The organism is Limnohabitans sp. G3-2 (assembly GCF_002778275.1).
Lineage (GTDB): Bacteria > Pseudomonadota > Gammaproteobacteria > Burkholderiales > Burkholderiaceae_C > Limnohabitans_A.
In genome coordinates this window covers 286,108-306,437 of the sequence record NZ_NESG01000001.1, presented here as the reverse complement: position 1 = coordinate 306,437, position 20,330 = coordinate 286,108, and the positions used below count along the sequence as shown (strand labels likewise).

Annotated in this window: 16 protein-coding genes; 5 read left to right on the top strand and 11 right to left on the bottom strand. The window is 56.4% G+C overall.

Annotation, left to right across the window (positions count from 1 at the left end):
• Positions 1-14 precede the first annotated feature (14 nt).
• From B9Z31_RS01370 to B9Z31_RS01360, 3 genes are read right to left on the bottom strand one after another with little or no spacing between them, the layout of a single operon-like run.
• Entirely contained in the window at positions 15-887 is an 873-nt protein-coding gene (locus B9Z31_RS01370; protein WP_100117769.1) for an SDR family NAD(P)-dependent oxidoreductase, read from the bottom strand.
• Between the two features lie 11 nt (positions 888-898).
• The gene (locus tag B9Z31_RS01365) at positions 899-1,981 is read right to left on the bottom strand and encodes a Zn-dependent alcohol dehydrogenase (RefSeq protein ID WP_100117768.1); all 1,083 of its coding nucleotides are present in this window, start codon (positions 1,979-1,981) and stop codon (positions 899-901) included.
• Position 1,982: 1 nt separating this feature from the next.
• Positions 1,983-2,765, bottom strand: coding sequence for a TetR/AcrR family transcriptional regulator (locus B9Z31_RS01360; RefSeq protein WP_100117767.1), 783 nt, complete (start codon positions 2,763-2,765; stop codon positions 1,983-1,985).
• 193 nt (positions 2,766-2,958) lie between these two features.
• Here B9Z31_RS01360 and B9Z31_RS01355 point away from each other — a divergent pair, with 193 nt between their 5' ends.
• The 4 genes from B9Z31_RS01355 (at position 2,959) to B9Z31_RS01340 (ending at position 8,608) form a co-directional block, all read left to right on the top strand.
• On the top strand, positions 2,959-3,933 hold the full coding sequence (locus tag B9Z31_RS01355) for a tripartite tricarboxylate transporter substrate binding protein (protein WP_100117766.1): 975 nt from the start codon (positions 2,959-2,961) through the stop codon (positions 3,931-3,933).
• A 21-nt stretch (positions 3,934-3,954) separates the two neighbouring features.
• The gene (locus B9Z31_RS01350; RefSeq protein WP_100117765.1) at positions 3,955-5,217 is read left to right on the top strand and encodes an alkyl sulfatase dimerization domain-containing protein; all 1,263 of its coding nucleotides are present in this window, start codon (positions 3,955-3,957) and stop codon (positions 5,215-5,217) included.
• 94 nt (positions 5,218-5,311) lie between these two features.
• The gene (locus B9Z31_RS01345) at positions 5,312-6,574 is read left to right on the top strand and encodes an alkyl sulfatase dimerization domain-containing protein (protein WP_100117764.1); all 1,263 of its coding nucleotides are present in this window, start codon (positions 5,312-5,314) and stop codon (positions 6,572-6,574) included.
• A 126-nt stretch (positions 6,575-6,700) separates the two neighbouring features.
• The gene (locus B9Z31_RS01340) at positions 6,701-8,608 is read left to right on the top strand and encodes an alkyl/aryl-sulfatase (protein ID WP_199174405.1); all 1,908 of its coding nucleotides are present in this window, start codon (positions 6,701-6,703) and stop codon (positions 8,606-8,608) included.
• Between the two features lie 13 nt (positions 8,609-8,621).
• On the opposite strand, the gene B9Z31_RS01335 is transcribed toward B9Z31_RS01340, so the two are convergent.
• From B9Z31_RS01335 to B9Z31_RS01305, 7 genes are all read right to left on the bottom strand, one after another.
• Positions 8,622-10,370: an AMP-binding protein gene (locus B9Z31_RS01335; protein ID WP_233200605.1), complete on the bottom strand. Its 1,749-nt coding sequence runs from the start codon at positions 10,368-10,370 to the stop codon at positions 8,622-8,624.
• Between the two features lie 29 nt (positions 10,371-10,399).
• Positions 10,400-11,698 (bottom strand): DUF1254 domain-containing protein, encoded by a 1,299-nt coding sequence (locus B9Z31_RS01330; RefSeq protein WP_158235640.1) that lies wholly within the window; start codon positions 11,696-11,698, stop codon positions 10,400-10,402.
• 4 nt (positions 11,699-11,702) lie between these two features.
• Positions 11,703-13,004, bottom strand: a complete 1,302-nt coding sequence (locus tag B9Z31_RS01325; RefSeq protein WP_100117760.1) for a DUF1254 domain-containing protein — start codon at positions 13,002-13,004, stop codon at positions 11,703-11,705.
• A 181-nt stretch (positions 13,005-13,185) separates the two neighbouring features.
• Complete coding sequence (locus B9Z31_RS01320; RefSeq protein WP_100117759.1) at positions 13,186-15,315, bottom strand: acetate--CoA ligase family protein; 2,130 nt, start codon at positions 15,313-15,315, stop codon at positions 13,186-13,188.
• A 130-nt stretch (positions 15,316-15,445) separates the two neighbouring features.
• A complete protein-coding gene (locus B9Z31_RS01315) occupies positions 15,446-16,609 on the bottom strand; it encodes an acyl-CoA dehydrogenase family protein (RefSeq protein ID WP_100117758.1) in 1,164 nt (387 codons plus the stop codon).
• A 7-nt stretch (positions 16,610-16,616) separates the two neighbouring features.
• Complete coding sequence (locus B9Z31_RS01310; RefSeq protein WP_158235639.1) at positions 16,617-17,570, bottom strand: tripartite tricarboxylate transporter substrate binding protein; 954 nt, start codon at positions 17,568-17,570, stop codon at positions 16,617-16,619.
• 135 nt (positions 17,571-17,705) lie between these two features.
• Positions 17,706-18,872 carry an acyl-CoA dehydrogenase family protein gene (locus B9Z31_RS01305; RefSeq protein WP_100117756.1) on the bottom strand — a complete coding sequence of 389 codons (1,167 nt, stop codon included), beginning with the start codon at positions 18,870-18,872 and terminating at the stop codon, positions 17,706-17,708.
• A gap of 38 nt (positions 18,873-18,910) precedes the next feature.
• Here B9Z31_RS01305 and B9Z31_RS01300 point away from each other — a divergent pair, with 38 nt between their 5' ends.
• Positions 18,911-19,795 (top strand): IclR family transcriptional regulator, encoded by an 885-nt coding sequence (locus tag B9Z31_RS01300; protein WP_233200603.1) that lies wholly within the window; start codon positions 18,911-18,913, stop codon positions 19,793-19,795.
• A 102-nt stretch (positions 19,796-19,897) separates the two neighbouring features.
• Here B9Z31_RS01300 and crcB read toward each other — a convergent pair whose 3' ends face one another.
• The gene (gene crcB / locus B9Z31_RS01295) at positions 19,898-20,287 is read right to left on the bottom strand and encodes a fluoride efflux transporter CrcB (protein WP_100117755.1); all 390 of its coding nucleotides are present in this window, start codon (positions 20,285-20,287) and stop codon (positions 19,898-19,900) included.
• Positions 20,288-20,330 lie beyond the last annotated feature (43 nt).

Here is a 20,330-nt window from a genome sequence, read left to right as displayed (position 1 = left end):
GTTAAATGAAAAATTCAGGAATCGGCTGACTTGCGCATGGCTTCGATCTGTTCGCGTGTGACACCGAGCGCCTGACTCATGGGGCTGGTTGTGTTGGGATCCCAGCCGTGTCGCGGTCCGATGGTGATGCCGCCGTCCACGGTGATGTGGGTGCCGGTGACAAAACGCGCAGCATCACTGGACAGATACAGGACTGCCTCTGCTATGTCTTGTGGCTGACCGGCACGCCCAATTGGATTGGCACCGCTGCTGTGGTCACTCACACGATGGGCTAGGACTTGAGAGGCTTGTTGGTCCATTCCAAACAGGCCGCCAAAGATGCTTGTTGCAATGAAGCCAGGCACCACCGCGTTGATTCGGATATTCAGGGCAGAGAGTTCGGCTGCTGCCACTTTGGTGTAATGAAGCACGCCCGCTTTGGCCACGGAGTAAGCCAGAGGAGCGTAGCCAGCCTGCAGCGCAGATATGGACGATGTATTCACGATGGCGCCTGCGCCGCGCTTGACCATGTGAGGCACGGCGTAGCTGGCTCCGGCAGCGACAGAGCGCAACAAAAGGTTTTGGGTGTTGTCCCAAGCCTCTGCATTGAAAGCTTGAACACCTGCCATCGTGCCAATGCGGCCAGCATTGCTGAAAAGGATATCCAGCCCACCAAAATATTCGGCAGCAGTGTCGATTGCGGTGCGCAATTCATCCAGCTTGGTCACGTCGCAATGCGCAAAGTAAAGCTGACCAGCGTAACGTTCTTGCAATTGTTGGCCAACATCGGTCTGCATGTCTGCGGCCAACACCTGTGCGCCTTCGGACAAAAACAGCTCGGTTGTGGCCAGCCCGATGCCCGAGCATGCGCCGGTGATCACGGCGACTTTGTTCTGGAGTCTTTTCATGTGTCGCTCCTTCAGTCGAAGACGACCACGTTACGGGCAATGCCACCGCTTTGCAGGGCAGAAAAACCTTCGTTGATCTGATCCAGCTTGAGCCGGTTCGAAACCAGTTGGTCAAGCTTCATTCGGCCTTGCATGTGAAATTCCACGAGGCGTGGAATATCAAGGCGAAAGTGGTTGGAGCCCATCATCGTGCCTTGGATGCGACGCTCGCGCAGGAAGTCAAAGCCGTGAAGTTCGATTTTGGTGCCCAATGGGATCATGCCCACAATGGTGGACAAACCCCGAGGGCGCAGCATGGCGAATGAAGCTTCAGTGGTGGACTTGAGTCCAATACACTCGAAAGCGTAATGAACGCCGCCTTGGGTCATTTCGAGGATCTTGGCCACCATGTCAGGGTCTTTGGCATCCATGCCATCTGTCGCACCGAACAGCTTGGCCATCTCCAACTTGGCGGGGTCGATGTCGATGGCGACAATCCGGGCCGCACCAGCCAAATGGGCCGCATGAATGGTGGAGAGCCCCACGCCACCACAGCCGAGTACGGCTACCGTTGTGCCAGGCTCCAGTTGTGCACTGTGAACCACAGAACCATAGCCAGTGAGAACACCGCAACCCAACAGGGCTGCCAAATCTAAGGGCATGTCTTCACGAATTTTGACGACAGCGTTTTCGTGAACGAGCATTTGTTCAGCAAATGTCGAGAGATTGAGAAACTGGTTCAGGTGTTCACCCTTCCAACGTAAACGTCTGGCAACGCCGGGCGGCATTTTGACGGCCGTGTTGCTGCAAATTGTTTGGTGACCCGTCACGCAAAATTCGCAATGGCCACAGAATACCGACAAGCAAGTGACCACGTGGTCGCCAGCCTTGACGTGGGTAACGTCTTCACCCACCGCTTCGACCACCCCTGCGGCTTCATGGCCAAGTACAGCGGGCACGGGGGTAGGGTATTTGCCCTCGATGAAATGCAAATCGCTGTGGCACAGACCGCTGACTCGCGTGCGCACCAAAACCTCGTTGCGCTTGGGTTTTTCGATCTCGATGTTCTCGATGGTCATGGGCTGACCTGGGCCATGAAATACGGCGGCTTTCAATTCAGTAGCTCCTTTGGGATGTGACTTTTTTCTTGGGGGAGGCAGTCCTCAAACGTGCCATTTTTTTCTGCGGTGCGGCTAGAGCGGGTGGCTTGGCCTTCAAGCAGTGCATGACCACCTCAAACAGCCAATGGTTGAGGGTGGGGTCGTATAGGGGTAAGTTATTGACCGGGTGGGTAATGCTGTTGACCAAGTGCCCACTGATGATTTGCAAGCCGACGAGCAATTGCTTGCGGGCTTGTTCTGGGTTTGGATTTCTTAATTTGCTGATGATCAAATCAATGTAGTGGGCATGCAGTTTCAAGCCGTTGTCCCGCACGGGTTGCCAGTCAGCGCTGTCGTTGATGCTGTACTGCACGGCGGCGCGAATAATGCTTTCGTACTGGCGGTTGGTCTTTACGAAATGGTCCACACAGTGACGCACTGTTTGAGCCAAGGTGAGTTTTTTGATGCTTTCTTGGGTGAGATTGGAGTGCAGGTCCTCTTGCAAGTTTTCACTGATGCTTTCAAAGAGGAATTCGAAAAAAGCCTCTTTGTTGCGAAATCTCAAATAGAAAGATCCAACAGAGCAACCAGCTCGGGCAGAAATCTGTGCAATGGAAATGTCATCAAAAAGTCCATCGCGCAACAAGTCAAGACCTGCCTGCAGCAATTTTTCGTGGGTTTGCTCAGATCTTTGCTGTTTGGCCGGAAAGGCCTTGACCACTGTCAGAGTTGCTGTTTGTTCTTTTTTAGACGACAGGAGACCAGATGGGCGAACGTCAATCAATGGAAGGGTAGGCAAGTGATTCTTTCAACACCAAAATAAAAAAACATGAATTCAAGTTCACAATAATTCTGATGGTCAATTCTTGTCAAGTGCTGGCTTTGCAAACTAGGGGAAAACCATGTGGGATATCTAAGCTGGCTCGCTCATCATGTGTTTCCAAAGTGTTTGAAAGCGACTTATCTCTTATCAAATTTCTAAAGGGGTCTTCATGCTAAAACTTCTAACGTTGACGGTATTTTTTGGTTTTTTTTCAAACTTGGTATTGGCGCAAAACTCGCCGAATTGGCCGAGCAAGCCAGTCAGAGTGATCGTTGCGGGCACTGGAGGAAGCGCAACCGACATGGTGGCGCGAATGTTTACAGAGCCTCTTTCTAAAACATTTGGACAAGCCTTCATCATTGACAACAAAGCGGGTGCAAACGGCATGATTGCGACCGATGCAGCAGCGAAGGCCGCGCCCGATCAACATACTTTGCTGGTGACCTACGCTGCCGCGCATGTTGTCAACCCGGTCTTGTTGCCCAAGGTTCCGTACGACGTGCGCAAAGACTTCACGCCGGTTGCTCAAATTGGATCTGGCGGCAATTTATTGGTCGTACCGGCTTCAATGCCGGTCAAAGACTTGTCAGAATTCATTGCGTATGTGAAAGGAAAACCCGCTGGCAGTCTTTCCTACGGCTCTTGGGGAAATGGCTCAGGCGGTCACCTGTCCATGGAGGCTTTACTTCAAAAGACGGGCTTGAAAATGGCCCACGTGCCCTACAAGGCCGTCACGGCCAGTCTCACGGATCTGGGGGGCGGCCTGCTGCAAGCTGCTTTTGCACCAATGGCCACAGTTTTTCCCATGGTTCAAGCGGGTCGATTCAAGGCTATCGCGGTCAGTGGTCCGTATCGGGTACCGCAATTGCCCGATGTCCGCACCATGACGGAGCAAGGCGTGCCGTTTGATCTGGAGGCTTATTTCGCTTTCATTGCACCCAGCAGCATGTCTAAAGAGGTGGTGTCCCGTTTGAATCTGGAAATCAACCGATTGCTCTTTGCCCCTGAGATGCAAGAGAAAGTGAAATCTTTGGGTTTTTCTGCCATACCGCGTCGCACACCGGAAGAGTTTGCATCCCGTATCGAGAAGGATCTGCAGGAATGGGGTGCGATTGTGAAGTCCAGCAACATCACGGTCGACTAGAGGTCGGGGAGCTTTATTGCGATGGGCGTTACCAATATTTTGATGATGAAGAAAGCCTGGGCCGAATGGGCACCTGGCGTGTGGACCTTGGGTGGCCAAGGCAATTCTTTGGCAGTCAGCACAGGGGAGGGCATCGTGCTCGTCGATGCTGGGCCGGGCGGTGAAATCACGGCGCGCATGATCGCTTGTCTTCGCGAATGTACTGATTTGCCCCTTTCGCACATCGTCTACAGCCACGGGCACATGGGTTACAACAATGGCGTGCGTGACTGGCTCATCGATGCGTCCGAGCGTGGACACCCTGCACCATTGGTGGTGGCTCATGCACGCCTGCCTGCGCGGTACCGTCGCTATCGCGAACTTGGTGGTCTGGGGGCTTATACGAACACGCGCCAGTTTCGCGCACCGTTTCCGGTTAACCCTCCGGCACACTGGTACCGTTTGCCCGACATCACATATCAAGATGAACTGCTCATTGGCGGTTCCTTGCGCCAGGTTTTTCTGATGCATGCGCCATCCGAGACCGATGACGCTACAGCATTATGGTTACCCGATTGCCAGCTCTTGTATGGCAGCTGCGCCATGATCAAGGCGATGCCGAATGTTGGAACGCCATATCGTATTTATCGAGACCCGATGCTCTGGGCAGATACGCTTGAGCGCATGCTGAGTCTGGAGCCGAAGATTCTTGTTCCTGAATTTGGTAAACCTCTGAATGATCCTGCTGAGGTGCGCGAGGCACTCACCATGCCGATTCTTGCGCTGCGTTGGTTGCGTGAGCAGGTGGTCATCAGGATGAATCAAGGCATGCAAGAGTGGGATATCTTGCACGACCTCGAGCTTCCCGAGGAGATTTTTGGTCATCGTTTTCTCAAACCGGGTTACGGCTGTGTCGAGTACATCATCCATGACATTTGGCGCAGTGAAAATGGTTGGTGGAATCGCAACCCCACCATGCTGCATCCCTGCGCGCCTCAAGATGCGGCGGATGCGCGCTACTTTGCTCTCCCTGATCCTGAGCGTGTTCTTGTACAAGCCCAAGCTCTGGTTCAAGCGGGTCAATGGCAGAGAGCCTTGCATGTTCTGGACTTATTGGCGCTGGCCTCTCCAAACCTTCCGTGGGTGGTCGACGCGCGAGAACTCAAAGCGCAATGCTGCGACCAACGTGTCGCTCAAGTGAGTACTGTTGTGTCGCAGCATCTCTACAAGAGCTCAGCCGAAGAGTTGCGCGGCCAGGCGGTGGGCACTGGCGTTGCGCCTGCAGATCGCTTTGAATGGACCTGATGCTTTTGAAATGACCCATGCCATGACGACAAAGACCGCTAATTTCCCCTCGAATTCTCAGCAACAGCCTGTGATCACTTCCCGAAAACCTGGCATGGTATTGATCAATCGCGCCACGCACCGTGACATCGTGCCCGGCGTTCACCTGTTACCCGGACAAGGTAATTCCGTGGCTTTGGAGACTGCAAAAGGCGTAGTGCTGTTCGACGCTGGCCCTGGCGGTGGCTTGACCGCCAACATGATCGCTACTTTGCAAACCATAACGCCCAAGCCTGTGAGTCACATCGTTTACAGCCACGGGCACCTTGGCTACAACTACGGTGTGGGCGATTGGTGCAGGTCCATGGCAGAGCGTGGTTTTGCTCGGCCTGTGCTGGTGGCACACCGACGTGTTCGTGCACGCTACGCCCGTTACCAGGAAGCCGAGGGCTTGCAGCAGTTGCTCAACAGCCTGCAATTCCGTATGAACGTACCCAAGCCCAAGCCAGAGTGGCTGGTCATGCCCGATATCGGTTTTGAAGACAGGTTGGTGATCGATGGAGGAGATCGCACCATTGAGTTGCTGGCGGCTCCGTCTGAGACCGATGATGTGGTGGCCGCCTGGTTGCCGTCCGAACGATTTTTGTACGGCAGCGCTGCAGTGATCCGCAGCCTGCCCAATGTGGGTACGCCGCTGCGTACCCTCAGAGACCCGATGCGCTGGGCTTCAACGCTCGATCGACTTCATGCCTTGCGGCCAAAGGTGTTGCTGGCCGAGTTTGGGGGGCCCTTGTTCGAGCCGCAAGACGTTGAAGATGCGTTGGTACTGCCCGCTGCTGGCCTGCGTTGGCTGCGTCAAGAAACAGTGCGCCTCATGAATGAGGGCTTGGGTGTGGAGGACATTGTGGCCCGTATCCGACCTCCAGCGGCCTTGTTTGACCATCCCTTCATGCGACCTGTTTACGGCTGTGTGGACTACATTGTTCGCGACATCTGGCGCAGCGAAAACGGTTGGTGGGACCGCAACCCCACCACGCTGCACCCAGCGCCGCGCTTGCAAGTAGAAGCCGATCTTCAGAGCTTGTTGGGTTCTGCAGCCGATGTCCAGCATGTGGTGGCGCGAGCCCAGGCGCTTGCTGAGGGGGGGCAGATCCAAAAGGCGCTGCACGTGATTGACCTGGTTGCTCAGTTGCCCGAAGACACGCCGATGCATTCTCAGGTCATGGATTTCAAAGCCGATTTGCTAGATCGACGTGCTCTGCAGCTCAGCAGCGTGGTGTCGCGAAACCTCTATCGCAGCATGGCCGAGCAACTGCGTGGCCTGCCTCACGGCAGCACTCGGGACAATGACCCGACGCACGGCATGACCATGGCTTGAAATTCTGCAAGAACAGCTTTAACGCGCGCACTGTTTGACAGTTTGTTGATTACCTGTATGACCTCTGAAACACCTCATCCTAAGCCTGAAGAAAACCTGGCGACAGAAAGTCCTCAGCCGGCTTCCATGCACACCCGTGCTTGCCAATCGGCCCAGCGTCTGCATTTGCCCTTGCACGATGACCGGGCGTTTGAGGATGCTCGCCGGGGGCTGGTGGCACCCTTGCCTCCTGAAGGCGTGCTGCGCCCCAACGGCCGCCCGGTCTGGAACCTGCAGGCCTATGGTTTTCTGGCCAATGAACAGTCGCCCGACAGCGTGCACCCCGGTTTGTGGCGGCATGCCCGCCTCAATATGGTTACCGGCTTGTTCAAGGTCTGTGATCGTGTTTATCAAGTTCGGGGCATGGATCTGGCGAATATGACCATTCTGGAAGGTGACACCGGACTGATCATCATTGACCCGCTCACCTCTACCCAAGTGGCTGCTGCGGCGCTGAGCTTGTACCACCAGCACCGGCCTAAACGACCAGTGGTCGCGGTGGTTTACACACACAGCCATGTGGACCATTTTGGCGGCGTGCGTGGCGTCATTGATGAGGTGGATGTGCTGTCTGGTCGTGTGCAAGTGATTGCCCCAGTGGGCTTCATGGATGACGCCATCAGCGAAACCGTGATGGCTGGCAATGCCATGACACGGCGTGCCTTGTTTCAGTACGGCGCATTGTTACCACGCGGTGAACTCGGTCAGGTGGATGCAGGATTGGGCAAGGCGGTCTCAGCTGGGACCGTCACACTGATTGCGCCCAATCGGCTGATCACCCAATCGGTGGAAAGCTTCGAGGTAGATGGCATCGAATGCGTGTTTGAGCTGACACCGGGAGCTGAAGCCCCAGCCGAGATGATCATCCACCACCCTGGCCTGCGCGTGCTCAACATGGCTGAGATCACCAGCCACAATTTTCACAACCTTCTGCCCTTGCGTGGAGCACAGGTGCGTGACGCTCGTGCTTGGGCATCCTATCTGGCCGGTGCTCGCCAACGTTATGCCCCCCACAGCGATGTATTGATTGCTCAGCACCATTGGCCAGTTTGGGGCAGTCAGTCCATGGGCGAGTACCTGTTGCGCCAGCACGATCTTTACAAATTCGTACACGACCAGACATTGCGTTTGATGAACCACGGACACACGGGTGGTGACATTGCCGAAGCCATTCGCTTGCCAGAGGAACTTCAACAGGATTGGTCCACACACAGCTTTTACGGTCACCTCAAACACAACGTGAAAGCCGTGTACCAGCGCTACTTGGGGGCCTACGAAGGCCATCCGGCTTTTCTTGACCCATTGCCTCGTCAAGAACACGCCTGCAAGACCATCGAATACATGGGTGGCGTCGAAGCAGTTCTGAACAAGGTTCGCGTTGATTTGGCGGCAGGTGAATACCGTTGGGTGGCCGATATCTGTGCCCGAATCGTGTGGGTGGATCCGGCTTGTCACGAAGCGCGGCGTCTGTGCGCCCAAGCCATGGAACAACTGGGTTATCAGACCGAGTCATCCACCTGGCGCAATGCTTATCTGCAGGGCGCCCGGGAGCTGCGCCAAGGCCCACCGCGCATGGGATCGGGTATGGCTGCTAGCCGAGACATGATTCGCGCCTTGCCTTTGGCGGACTATTTTGATTACTTGGCGATGCGTTTGAACGGCCCTCGTGCAGCACAGCACCGATTGGTGATGCACTGGCGGTTTAGCGAGCCGGACTCGAGTTATGTGTTGACACTGTCGAATGGTGTGTTGCGCCATGCCAGCGAAGAACCTGTTGGTGAGGTGGATGTTCAACTGCGCCTGAGCCGCGCCACACTCGATGACATATCGCTGGAGCAGCTGAGCTTTTCTGAGGCTATGGACAGTGGACGCATAGCGCTGAAAGGCTCTCGCCCTCAGTTTGAAGCCTTTCTCGCTCTGCTTGATACATTTGACAGAGGCTTTGCAGTACTCGAGCCTTTACCTCCGATCACCGGTTTTCAGACGCCTGAGTAGGACGTTTTATGGGTCAGGCCCAGACAACCTGATCCGGTTGCGCGTACCAGCTGTTGAGGCGTTGATGGACACTGGCCTCGATGGCGTTGCGTTTGATTTTCATCGTAGCCGTCAGGCAACCGTTTTCAATGGACCATGGTTCGTTCATCACCACCAACAAGCGCAACTGTTCGTGATCGTTCAGTGTTGCATTGACGTCCTCCAGCAGCCGCGCCAGCTCGAGTTCGATCTGTTCTTGCAAAGCGGGGTCCTGGCGCTGTGCTTGGTGCTGATCTGACAGCTGAATCAGGGCGCATGCCGCACTCTGACCGGCGCCGCACACCATGCTGAGCTCGACCATTGGGTGGTTGTTCAATCGGCTCTCGATCGGTACAGGTGCCACATATTTGCCCTTGGTCGTCTTGAACAGCTCTTTGATCCGTCCAGTCAATTTGAGCATGCCGTTGGGCTCGAAATGTCCGCAATCGCCAGTGCGGAAATAGCCGTCATCGGTGAAGGCTTCAGTCGTCAAGTCAGGCCGTTTGTAGTATCCCACCATGCAACCAGGGGACTTGACCAAAATTTCACCTTCCGGCGATAACCGCGATTGCACGCCCGGAAGTGCGCGCCCGACATAGCCAGGTTTGCTGTACTGCGGCAGCGAACCATGTGAATACGCAAAGTCTTCGGTCATTGCATAGCCCTCCATCAGGTCCAAGCCCAGCTTGCGGTACCACTCAATCAGCTCGGCTGAGATAGGCGCCGAGCCACTGCCGGCTGATACCACCGCGTCAAGACCGAGCGAAGCCAGCACTTGCTTGGCGACCACTTTTCCTTTGACCGGGTCAGCCAGTGCGGCGTCGAGCTGCGCAGCCGGAATTTTGGCGAACACGCCATGCTGGAACTTGAGCCACAACCTGGGGACTGAAATGAAGGAGTTGGGCCGTGCACGCTGAAGGTCTTTCACAAAAGTATCTAGCGATTCGGAAAAAAACACCCGCACATTGCCAGCCACCAAAGACCAGCAGGCGATCTTTGACCGCTCGAAAACATGTGACAGTGGCAGGTACGATAAAACCCGGTGTTCTGGCGGATTGCCAGTGCGCTCGTTGATCAACGCCACGGTGCGTTCGGAGGCGTCGCTGATCACGCCAAAGTTATGCATGACGCCTTTGGGTTCGCCGGTTGATCCGGAGGTGTAAGCCAAAAGCGCCAGATCCTTGGTGTCGCGCGTGATTCGACCCTTCAATCCTTCGGTGTTGGCCACGATGTTTTCCCAGCGGGGCATATCAGGCTGAAGTGCTGGGGCGTCTGATAGGGGCAGCGCGATACAAGCAAGACCCTGGGGTACGCCTGATTGCTGACGTGCCCAATTGTCAAGTTTGCCAATGAAAAGCAGGCGAGTCTCGCTGTGTTCTAGGACGAACCGAATGTTGTCGGCCGACTCGGTTGGGAACAATGCGACCGTTGTGCCACCGGACAGCCAGATGGCCAGTTCCGCCATGATGAAATGGGCACAATTTTTAGAGATCAGTCCGATGCGAGTGCCCTGCTCGAACCCTCGAGACTGCAAGTGCCGCGCCATTCGTCGGGCCTCATCGAGTGTCTCGCGCCAGGTGTAATCACGCACTTGGCCTTGACCCACAGGCTGGGTCAGGTAGACCTGGTCAGCCCGCTGAATTTCGTGTTCCTGAATACAGTCAAGGATCAGACGGTATCCGGACGCTGTAGGAGTAGCGTGAGTGGTCATTAGTGTCGATGTGTTTGAAGGGGGCAGGTTCATGGCACAGGCATCAAGGTCAGCCCGGATCCTCAGACGCTGTCATCGACCAACTCGATGAGTGGGTAGTTGTAAAGGTCATTTTGATGAACTTCGCGAGGCAAATACAGCCGCAGAGCAACGTAAAAAGTATCAGCCGGCGCGGGTAACCAGTTGTTGGTCTGTGCAGGAGGTGTGTGGCCTAGCCAGATCGTCAATCCGCCATCAGGGTCGGTGCATAAGCCGGCCGTGCGGTCGCCAATGGCGTGGCGCTGCAGAGGGTTTTCTACGAACAAGTAATCGCTCTTGCGGTAAAGGCTCAGCGACCAAAAGGCATCGACCTGTGGCAAGCCCCCAGGTGCGAAGCGGAGGCGGTAACGGTGACGTCCGTCCAGTGGGCGACCCTGACTATCACGGTGCGCCATTTGGTAAAAAACTTCCTGCGTGCCCAGCAGACCAATGTAGCAGCGGGCCACCCGGGCTCGGGTGTACCAATCGCGGCCATAGTGCTCAGTGACTTCGACCGAGGCATTCCAGCCCCCCTCTAAATCGGAAGATGCGGGCGCATCCAGTTCGGACAGGATCTCGGACAAGGTTTCTTGCAACAAGGGCAAGTCAGCCTGTGATTTATCCAGACCAGCTCCGATGCCCAAAACAGCGAAGCGCGCTAGATCGGCCATTTCACTAGGGGGAGGGGGGGTGATGGCCAGTTGTCGGTTGACGACCCCGACGAAAGTGGCGGCGTCGCTCAATTTGTCTTGCCCATGCAGGCCGCATGTGACTATTCGGGCAGCAGGCTCTCCTTCAAGGGTCGTCAAGCGAAAGGCGTTCTGAAGAGCATGAACTGGGGCCATATCCTCATGTGGCAAAGCCAGAATGCGGCCGATCAGCCATACCGTTGGGGTGGCGCATTCAATCGGCAGCGTACCAGCCGGCGGGGTGCCTTGCCATTCGGGTCCATGCAGGAAAAACGTGTGAGCGGCATTTCCATGCAAGCGGGTGCCCAGGTGGGCAAAAGGGTTGGTGAAGAAGTCCAACAGGCCCAGCACGTAATAGCGATCGCCAGTGTCCGGGGTGTGCAACAACAATGGCCCGTCAGACAGATCGATCCAAGAACTGGTGTAGAGGGTGTCAGCGTTGGGTGTGACCACTCTGCGGTCTTTGGCATTGAGCAACTGACGCGTGTGTGAAAACACATTGGCCCAACGGCGTGTCGATTCGGGGCCACCCGCTGGGTCGGCAAACTGCCCTTCTGTATTTTTGCGTGGACTGCTTGCTGCTTGCATTCTTGCTGTTTCATACAAGGGCAGCGTGTAGAGAATGGCCTCTCTGGCCAGGTCATTGCGGTTCATGACGTCACCTTTCTTTGATGCGTTGCACGGGAGGCAGGGCATAGCGGCCTTTGAGCATCTCTTCGCGTGGGTGGTACAAGCGCAAAATCAGGTAAAAACGTCCCGTTGGCGCTGGCAACCAGTTCGCATCACCTTCGGCGGGGCGCTCGTTCTGGATTTGCAGTGTCAGAGAATTGTCTTGGCTCAACCGCAAGCCCGTGGTTCGATCTCCAATCGCATAGCGACCCAAAGGATTGGCTGCGAAATAGCGGTCTTCGCCATAGAGCGATACCGACCAAAAGGCGTCAGCCGGCGGCATCTGGCCATTCTCAAAGCGCAAGGTGTAGCCGTGCTGGCCGTCCAAAGGTTCACTGTCGGCATCAAAGTCGGCCTGTGCATAGATGGTTTCGGTGGCGGACAAAGCACCCAGCCCCTTCATGGCGACAGTGGCGCGCATCAAGATGTTGTCGCCCCAGACGCCTAAGTGGGGGCTCCAGGTCCAGGGCTTTCGCGTCAAGTTGACAATGTGCTGTTCGATCAGATGCATCCCCTCGGTGTGGGCTTGCCGAAGGCCTTCGCGTACTCGCTCGCTGCTGCGTTCCAACGCATCCAGCCCACCTGGTGGCAAGCGCAGGCTGCGCATCAGTGGACGCAGATCGCTTGCGCCCGACGGTACGCCGATCTCATCGACCGCCTGTATCAGGTTGGCAAAAAAATCTTGTGATGCATTGCCGCTGTCCTGCCACAGGCTCACGCACAACGGACGTGGCCCGCTGCCTTCCAAACGCACGCCATCTGCAAAAGCGCGGGCATCAGGCGCATCAGAGACACCTCCCACCAACGCCCGCCCCAGCAGCCAGACCAGACGGGTGGGGCAACGCACCACGTGCGCCGGATCTATGCCCTCAGGCATGGGATCTTCAGTGTGGATGAGCCACCATTCGGTGCCTTCTGGAGGGGTGTTGCGCAGACCGACATTGTGGAAATTTTCGCTCCAAGCATCCAGCAACTGCACCACGTAATACCGACCGTGGTTCGGAGGGATGTGCAGTCGAACCGGGGAACTTCCTATCCAGATCCAAGCGTTGTAATACAACAGGTCGCAAGAGGGCGTGACGATGTCACGGTCCTCGTGTGTCCAAGGTCTGTCACTGCCTTGGAACATCCCAAACGGACCGCGCCCGAATGCGGGTGTGGCCTGTGGATTGCTTTGCACTTGGCAAGTTCGCAAGACCTCGAGCAAGGGATAGCCCCAAAGCACCAGAGGCTTGGCCATGGCCGCGGTCACAGCAGTCTGTGGCGAAATATTTTGTGAATTTGTATTCATGTTTTAAGCGTAGTCAAACCGACTTGCGCTGACAACATCACAAACCCTGTGAGTGGCACTTGGGTGACAGCTTCACCGTCACCCACACGAAAAAACGGTTTCTGTGCATGCCTGCGGTGAACGCCGCGAGAACGTCAACAAACGCCGTGGGTGTATCCGATGCAGATTTTTGGTTCAAATTTCAGCGCTTGATCTGGACCAGGGCATCGACAGCCACTACACCTTGTCCGTTCGGTTTAACGAACAAGGGGTTGATGTCGATGCCTGAGATGTGTTCGCTCAAATCTTGTGCCAACGCCGCTAGTTGAAGGATGGTGTCCACCAAAGCTTCAAGGTCGGCCTTGGGCTGACCGCGAGCACCATCCAGCAGAGGGAAGGTACGGATCTCGCGCACCATGGCTTCGGCTTCACTGCGCGAGATGGGCAACATCCTGAAGCTCACGTCACGCAGAACCTCGGCATAAATGCCGCCCAGACCGAACATGATGGCCAGTCCAAACAGCGGATCGTTCGTGACGCCCAGAATCACCTCGACACCGCCATGGACCATGGCTTGCACCAGCACCCCGTCGATGATGGCATGCGGTGCATGCTGCTGCGCATTGCGAAGAATGTCGTCGTAAGCCATTTGAACGGCATGGGCATCGCGCAAGCCAATCCGCACGCCCCCAGCTTCGGTTTTGTGAGCGATGTCGGACGAAACCACTTTCAGGGCCACCGGAAAGCCGAGGGCAGTGGCTTGCTGAACGGCCTCGGCGGCGCTGTGCGCGAGTGCTTCAGCTGTCACGCGAATGCCATAGTCGGCCAACAGCTGCTTGGCTTCGTATTCTGTGAGGTCGTGACGGGCGCTGGCAAGCTGCTGGCGTCGCAACGGGCGTGAGCAGCTGAGCAGCGGCTCCAACGCACGCTCAGCCTCGCGACGGCGGGCTGCGACAAATTGCCACATGGCCCCCATACCCGTGGCACAGCGAACAGGAGTGTCGTAGCGCGGCACCCCCGCTTCGTGCAAAGCGTCATAACCGGCTTGTGTGGTGGCGGTGTCAGCTGTCCAGGATACCAACACCGGCTTGTGCGTCGCCAGTGCTACCTCGGCTACCCATTGCGCCAACTTGACACCCAAGGGACCAGAGGCCGCTGCCAGGCAAACGGCCATCATGTCCACGGCGGGGTCGTTCACGATCAGGCGCAAGGAGGTGATCAACTTGTCTTCTTGCGCAATGATGTTGCCCGTCACATCGATCGGGTTGTGCAGGCCGGCATAAGGGGGCAGAACCTGTTTCAGCGCATCCAAGGTGGTCGCAGACAGTGGCGGTAGCACCAAGCCTGCGGGTGCGCAGTGGTCTGCCAGCAGAACGCCGGCTCCTCCGGAAAGCGTGACCACCGCCACGCGCGGTCCGGTGGGCTGACGTGGCGAGAGCAGAGCCAAGGCGCGGTCGGCCAGGTCTTGCACATCGGTGACTTCGATAGCCCCAGCTTGTGCAAAAGCCGCCTGATACAGCGCAGCATCGCCGCCCAAATTGGCAGTATGGGAGGCCGCAGCGCGAGCGCCGGCCTCGGAGGTGCCCACCTTCCAAAGCAACCACGGTTTACCGGCCCGCAAAATTTTTCGCCCTACATCGACGATGCGATGGGCGTCCTTGAAACCTTCCACATAGGACACCACCATGCCAGTCTGCGGATCGTCTGCCCATGCATGCACCAGATCGAGACTGGTGGTTTGCGCTTCATTCCCGGTGGATTGGTAGTTCTGGAAACCCAGTCCAGCCTCGTTGGCGAGCATCAGTACGGTGTTTCCCCACGCACCGCTTTGAGAGCTCATGCTGATGGGTCCTTTCCGGTACTGAAGTCCATAGGGCGCGCCAAAACCCAAACTGAAACCCTGACCGATGCTGATCATGCCTTGACAATTTGGCCCCATCATGGCGATGCCATAACGATTGGCCATGTCAACCAGCGCCTGTTGGGCGGCCACACCATCGCCGCCCATCTCGGCGAAGCCAGAGGTGATCACGATGACCTGATAAATACCTTTGCGACCACAAGCCTCCAAATGGTGGACCACGTGGTCGGCCCCCACGGCGATCAGTGCCACATCAGGCACCTCTGGCAACGCAGCAATGTCCGGGAAACACGGCCAGCCAAAAACTTCTGAGTAGCGCGGATTGACTGGATAGACGCGACCTTGGTAGCCCAAATTGCGCAGGTGAAGCAACGGCTGACCACTGGGTTTGCTGCCCGTGGTGGAGGCACCAATGACGGCGATGCTGCGGGCGCTGAACATGCGCAAGAGGTCGAATTGGGTAGTGGACATGTCTTATGGATGCGCGTTTAAGGGTGGGGGATTGTGTGGGCCCAGTTATTCAGGCCTAGTTAAAGCACATGGAAATGATCCAGAGGCTGTTGGCCATGGGTCTATATTGATTGGGCGCTTCAGGTTGACCTCAGGCTTCAAGACCTTGGTGGAACACGCGTCGTGCTATGGCAGATCGGTGAACTTCGGAGGCCCCATCATAAATACGGAAGGGGCGCAGCAGTCGTTGAATCATCGACAGTGGCCAATCTTCAGAAATGCCCAGTGCCCCGGTGATTTGGACAGCAGAGTCAGCCACGCGGTTGACGGCCTCTGAGACGAAGACTTTGGTCATGGCCGATTGGTGGCGAATCGATTCACCTGCATCCAGCCTTTGGGCAGTGTCCAGAGTCATCAAACGCGCAGCATGCAACTCGATGTGTGCATCGGCCACCATGGCCTGAACCATTTGGTGCTCGGACACCCGGTAACCATGCGATTGGCGCGCCTGCGCATACTGTTGGGCCATGCTCATGGCCCGTGAGGACAGACCGATCAGACGCATGCAATGAAACAAGCGGGCGCCCTCTAGGCGCAGCTGTGCGTGTTCAAGGCCTTTTCCTTCCTCCCCAAGCAAAGCGTCGGCAGGTATTTCACAGTCTTGTAGACGAATTTCGGCGTGCCCACCCAGGTCGAAGGGCTCTACCGTGGGGACGTCTCGCACGATGTCAAAGCCGGGCTGCTGGACCTCGACCACAAAAAGTGAGGGGCCGATTTCGGTTCGTGCCATGACGATGGCGAAATCTGCCACTGAAGCTGAAGTCGCGAACCATTTGTGGCCATTGAGGCGCCAGCCCCGTGGCGTGCATTCAGCGCGGCTGCTGAGCATTCGAGGATCGGAACCCACACCCGGAGCTGGCTCGCTCATCGCAAAGCATGAGCGCATGGTGCCTTGTATCAGTGGGCGCAAGTAACGGTCGCGCTGCGATGGTGTGGCCAGGGCCTCGAGCGTGGTGATGTCCGGCTGGCCAGGTGCCGCGCACTGCAGTGCCCCCGGTCCCAAAAAACTGCGGCCAGCAGTTTCAAGGTAAGCACAGCACTGCACCCAACTTAGGCCCAGACCGCCATCGGCCACGGCGCCTCGTGGCGCAGTCAGGCCCTCAGCGACTGCAAGAGTACGCAACTCTTGCACCAAGGCCAAGTTGTAGTCCCGCTCGTGTGCACGGCGCAGGTTTTCACGCGGAATGACTTCTTCATCAATGAAGCGTCTGGCTTGTTCAAGCAATGCTTGCACCGATGGGGTGTGAGCGGTCATAGTCTTGTCACTTTTTGAGCATGCGGTTGATGCGTTCCCACATCTGCAAGTCGTTGCGCATGAATTGGCTGAAGTCGGCAGTGGACAAGAAAGCTGCTTCGCCACCGGCCGTGGTCAGCCTTTCTTTGGTGTCGTTCTTTTGTAAAGCGGCCTGCACCGCCGCTTCAAGTTTGCGCACGGCCTCGGGAGGTGTGCCTGTTGGGGCATGCAGGCCGTACCAAGACAAGACGGTGACCTCCGGAAATCCTGCTTCGGCAATGGTGGGAACCTCCGGCAGTTGGGGTGAGCGGTTAGCACTGGTGTTGGCCAGAGCGCGCAACTTGCCTGATTTGATGTGCGGAAAAGCCACGCTGGAGGGCAAAACACCCACCGCGAAGGTGTTCGTGATCAGGTCGACAGCCATCGGAGGTGCGCCTTTGTAGGGAATCGGGTCGAGCTTGATGCCGGTGACTTGCTTGAGGATCTCTGTGGCCATGGTTTGGGTAGTGCCCGAGCCGCCGTCACCATACTGCAATGCCGGACTCGCCTTACGCGCCATTTCGATGAACTCTCGCACACTGCGTGCTGGTGATGATGCAGGTACGCAAAGATAGCTCGGGGACAGAGAAAAGCGCGCAACAGGAATGAAGTCCTTTGGCGCCCATCGGAGATTTTGTTCCAGCAAAGGGTTGTTGAGTAGGAAAGGTGCGGACACCAGCAAGGTGTATCCATCTGCGTTTGCCCGCGCAACAGCTTCTGCGGCGATGTTGGCATTTGCACCGGGGCGGGCTTCAATGACAACCGGTTGACCGAATTCCATGCCTTGTGCCATTGCCCGAGTTTGAACGTCCACCACACCACCGGCCGGATAAGGCACGATGATCCGAATGGGTTTGGCAGGGAAGGCCTCTTGCGCCTGAAGGGCCTTGAAAGGCCATGCGGCGATTGCTGCTCCCGTAAGGATCAAGGAACGTCTTTTCATTTTCATCTCCTGGTTTGTTTTGGGTATGGAAAGTGATCAATTTTTAGGTCTTACATAAAATCCTTCTTAGCATGCGCTGGGTGTGGCGCTCTGCAAGAGTTGATATCTTTGGGTAGAACTTAATTTCATGCAAGTTCATTGAACAGTTGCTTTTTCATGTTCGCGCAGTGTCAGCTTGGCGATGTTGAGTTGATGAATCTGGCTCGTACCCTCATACAAGCGGAAAAGACGTACATCGCGGTAATAACGCTCGATCGGACTGAAGTCTGCGATGTAGCCAGCACCGCCAAACATCTGAACGCAGCGGTCTGCAACCCGACCACACATTTCAGAGGCGAAGTATTTACACATGGAAGCCGTGAGGGCTACATCCTCACCATGATCACGTGCACGTGCTGCTTCGAGAATCATGGAGCGCGCAGCAAAAATTTCTGTACGGCAGTCAGCGATCATCGCTTGAACCAACTGGAAGTTGGCGACGGATTGGCTGAACTGTGCACGTTGCGTCGTATGGGTCACAGCGAGATCAAGCATACGAATGGCCGGACCCGTGCAAAGAGCTGCCAAGTGCAGCCTTTGTTTGTTCAGAACCTTCATCACGGTTTGGAAGCCAACGCCTTCCTTCTCACCGATCACGTTTGTGGCGGGCACACGGCAGTTCTCGAAAAAAACATCTGAAACCGGCGATCCAGCTTGCCCCATTTTTTTGTACTGCGCGCCAGTTCGCAACCCGGGTCCCCGTTCAACCAAGAAGGCTGTCAGCCCTGCATGACCACGTGAACCCTCCTCCGTGCGAGCGATGACGGTGAACACATCTGCGACAGGCGCATTGGTGATGTAGCGCTTCATGCCATTGAGTACATAGTCCTCGCCATCACGGCGTGCCGTGGTCTGAATGTTGGTCGCTTCGGATCCCGCGTCCGGTTCTGTGAGTGCCAAGCAGCCAGTGAGTTCTCCGGTAGCCATGCGTGGTAGCCAGCGCATTTTTTGTGCTTCAGTTCCATCGGCGACGAGTGCTTCCGAGCCGATACCCGTATTCGTTCCAACGCGTGCTCGCAGCGCAACTGAAGCTTGTGAGAGTTCCATTGCGCACAAGACAAGTTCTTCTGCCGTGAGACCCAGGCCACCATATGACTCTGGGATACTCCAGCCGAAGTACCCCTTGCTTCGAAGTTCTGAAACGATCGACTCTGGAATCTCTTCTGAGCGCTCAATTTCATCCTCCATGGGATGCCATCGTTCGCGAACAAATGAGCGGATATCGTCCAGCAGCGTGCCAAGTTTTGCTTCATTACGGATCATGCGAATACTTTAGGCAAGTCTTCCTTGACTTCAAACCAATGTTCCAACTATTGGAACTGAAATGTGCAGACAAGCGTGTTCGACGCGAGAATGTCAATATGCGACAAGAACGGACAGTTCATCAAATCAAAGACCAGCGGGACCTTCAGCGTGTGCGTGCGGGTGATCCCGACTTTTCCGGAACGCTCGCCAAGGGGTTGATGATCCTGCAATGTTTTGTTCGCAATCCGCGCGCTCATGCGAACAGTGAGTTTGCTGAAATCTTGGGAATTCCCCGCTCAACGGTCAGTCGCTTGTGTCGCAGTCTTCAAGCATTGGGATTTCTTGACCATGATGAAAGGTTGGACCGGTACTTTATTGGTCCAGCCGCTGTAGCGCTGGGTTACCCCTATGTCATCAATACACCGTTGCTGACGCAGCTGAGGCCTGCACTTCAATCCATGGCAGATCGATTTGAAGGCGCTGTTTCCATCGGGGTGACCATGGACCTGGACGTTGTTTACATCGAAACTTGCACGCACGAAAGCGGCACCCTCAAGCGACCGGGTGTTGGCGCCGTACGCGGTATCGTCGAGACAGCGATGGGACGTTCTTGGCTCTCGCAACTGTCAGTTGCCGATCTAAACCGCTTTCTTGTGAGAGCACGCAAGGAGAGGCCCGACGAATACACGCGCAGCACAGAGGGCCTGAAAGAAAGTATCACTCATTACAGCAAGCGCGGCTTCGCAATCAATATGGGGGATGCCGGTCTTGGTGTTTTGGCCGTTGGCGTGGCTTCAGACATCCGTTACGGCTCGCGCAGGCTTTTGTTTAACTGTGCTGTACCAGGGTACCGTGCCAAGCCCAATGATTTACTAAAGACGATTGGGCCAGCGCTGGTTCAATTGGTTAACATGGCCGGACGTCAAGTCGGGGTGCGTTAAAAGTGCTTCTAGACGACTTTAAATACCCAATGTGGCTGATAGCGGTCACTTCACTTGAGACGATGACCGACTGCTCCCGCTGCAAACCCGCCCCTCACCCGATCAGCGCGCCCAGATCAGACCCACGGTTTTGAGCCCCAGCACCGTGAGGGCCAGCGAACCAAACAAGTGCATGCTGGCGGTACCTGCCGCCAGCGCAAAGCGGCCTTGTTGCAGCATGGCCACCACCTCGGCCGAGAAACTGGAGAAGGTGGTCAGTGCGCCTAAGAAGCCTGTGACCAGGGCCAGTCGCCAAACCGGGTCCAACTCCGGCAGTTGCTGGAACACGCCCACACACACGCCCACCAAGTAGCCGCCGATCAGGTTGGCCGCCAGCGTGCCCCAGGGCAGCAGGCCGGCACTGGCGCTGACGGGGTTGAGCCACAAACCCAACTGCCAACGCGAGAGCGCCCCCACGCAAGCACCGAGGCAGATCGCGATCACCGTGAGCATGGGGCGGCTCCTTTATGCGGGTGTGGGCGGGTGTTGGGCGTGT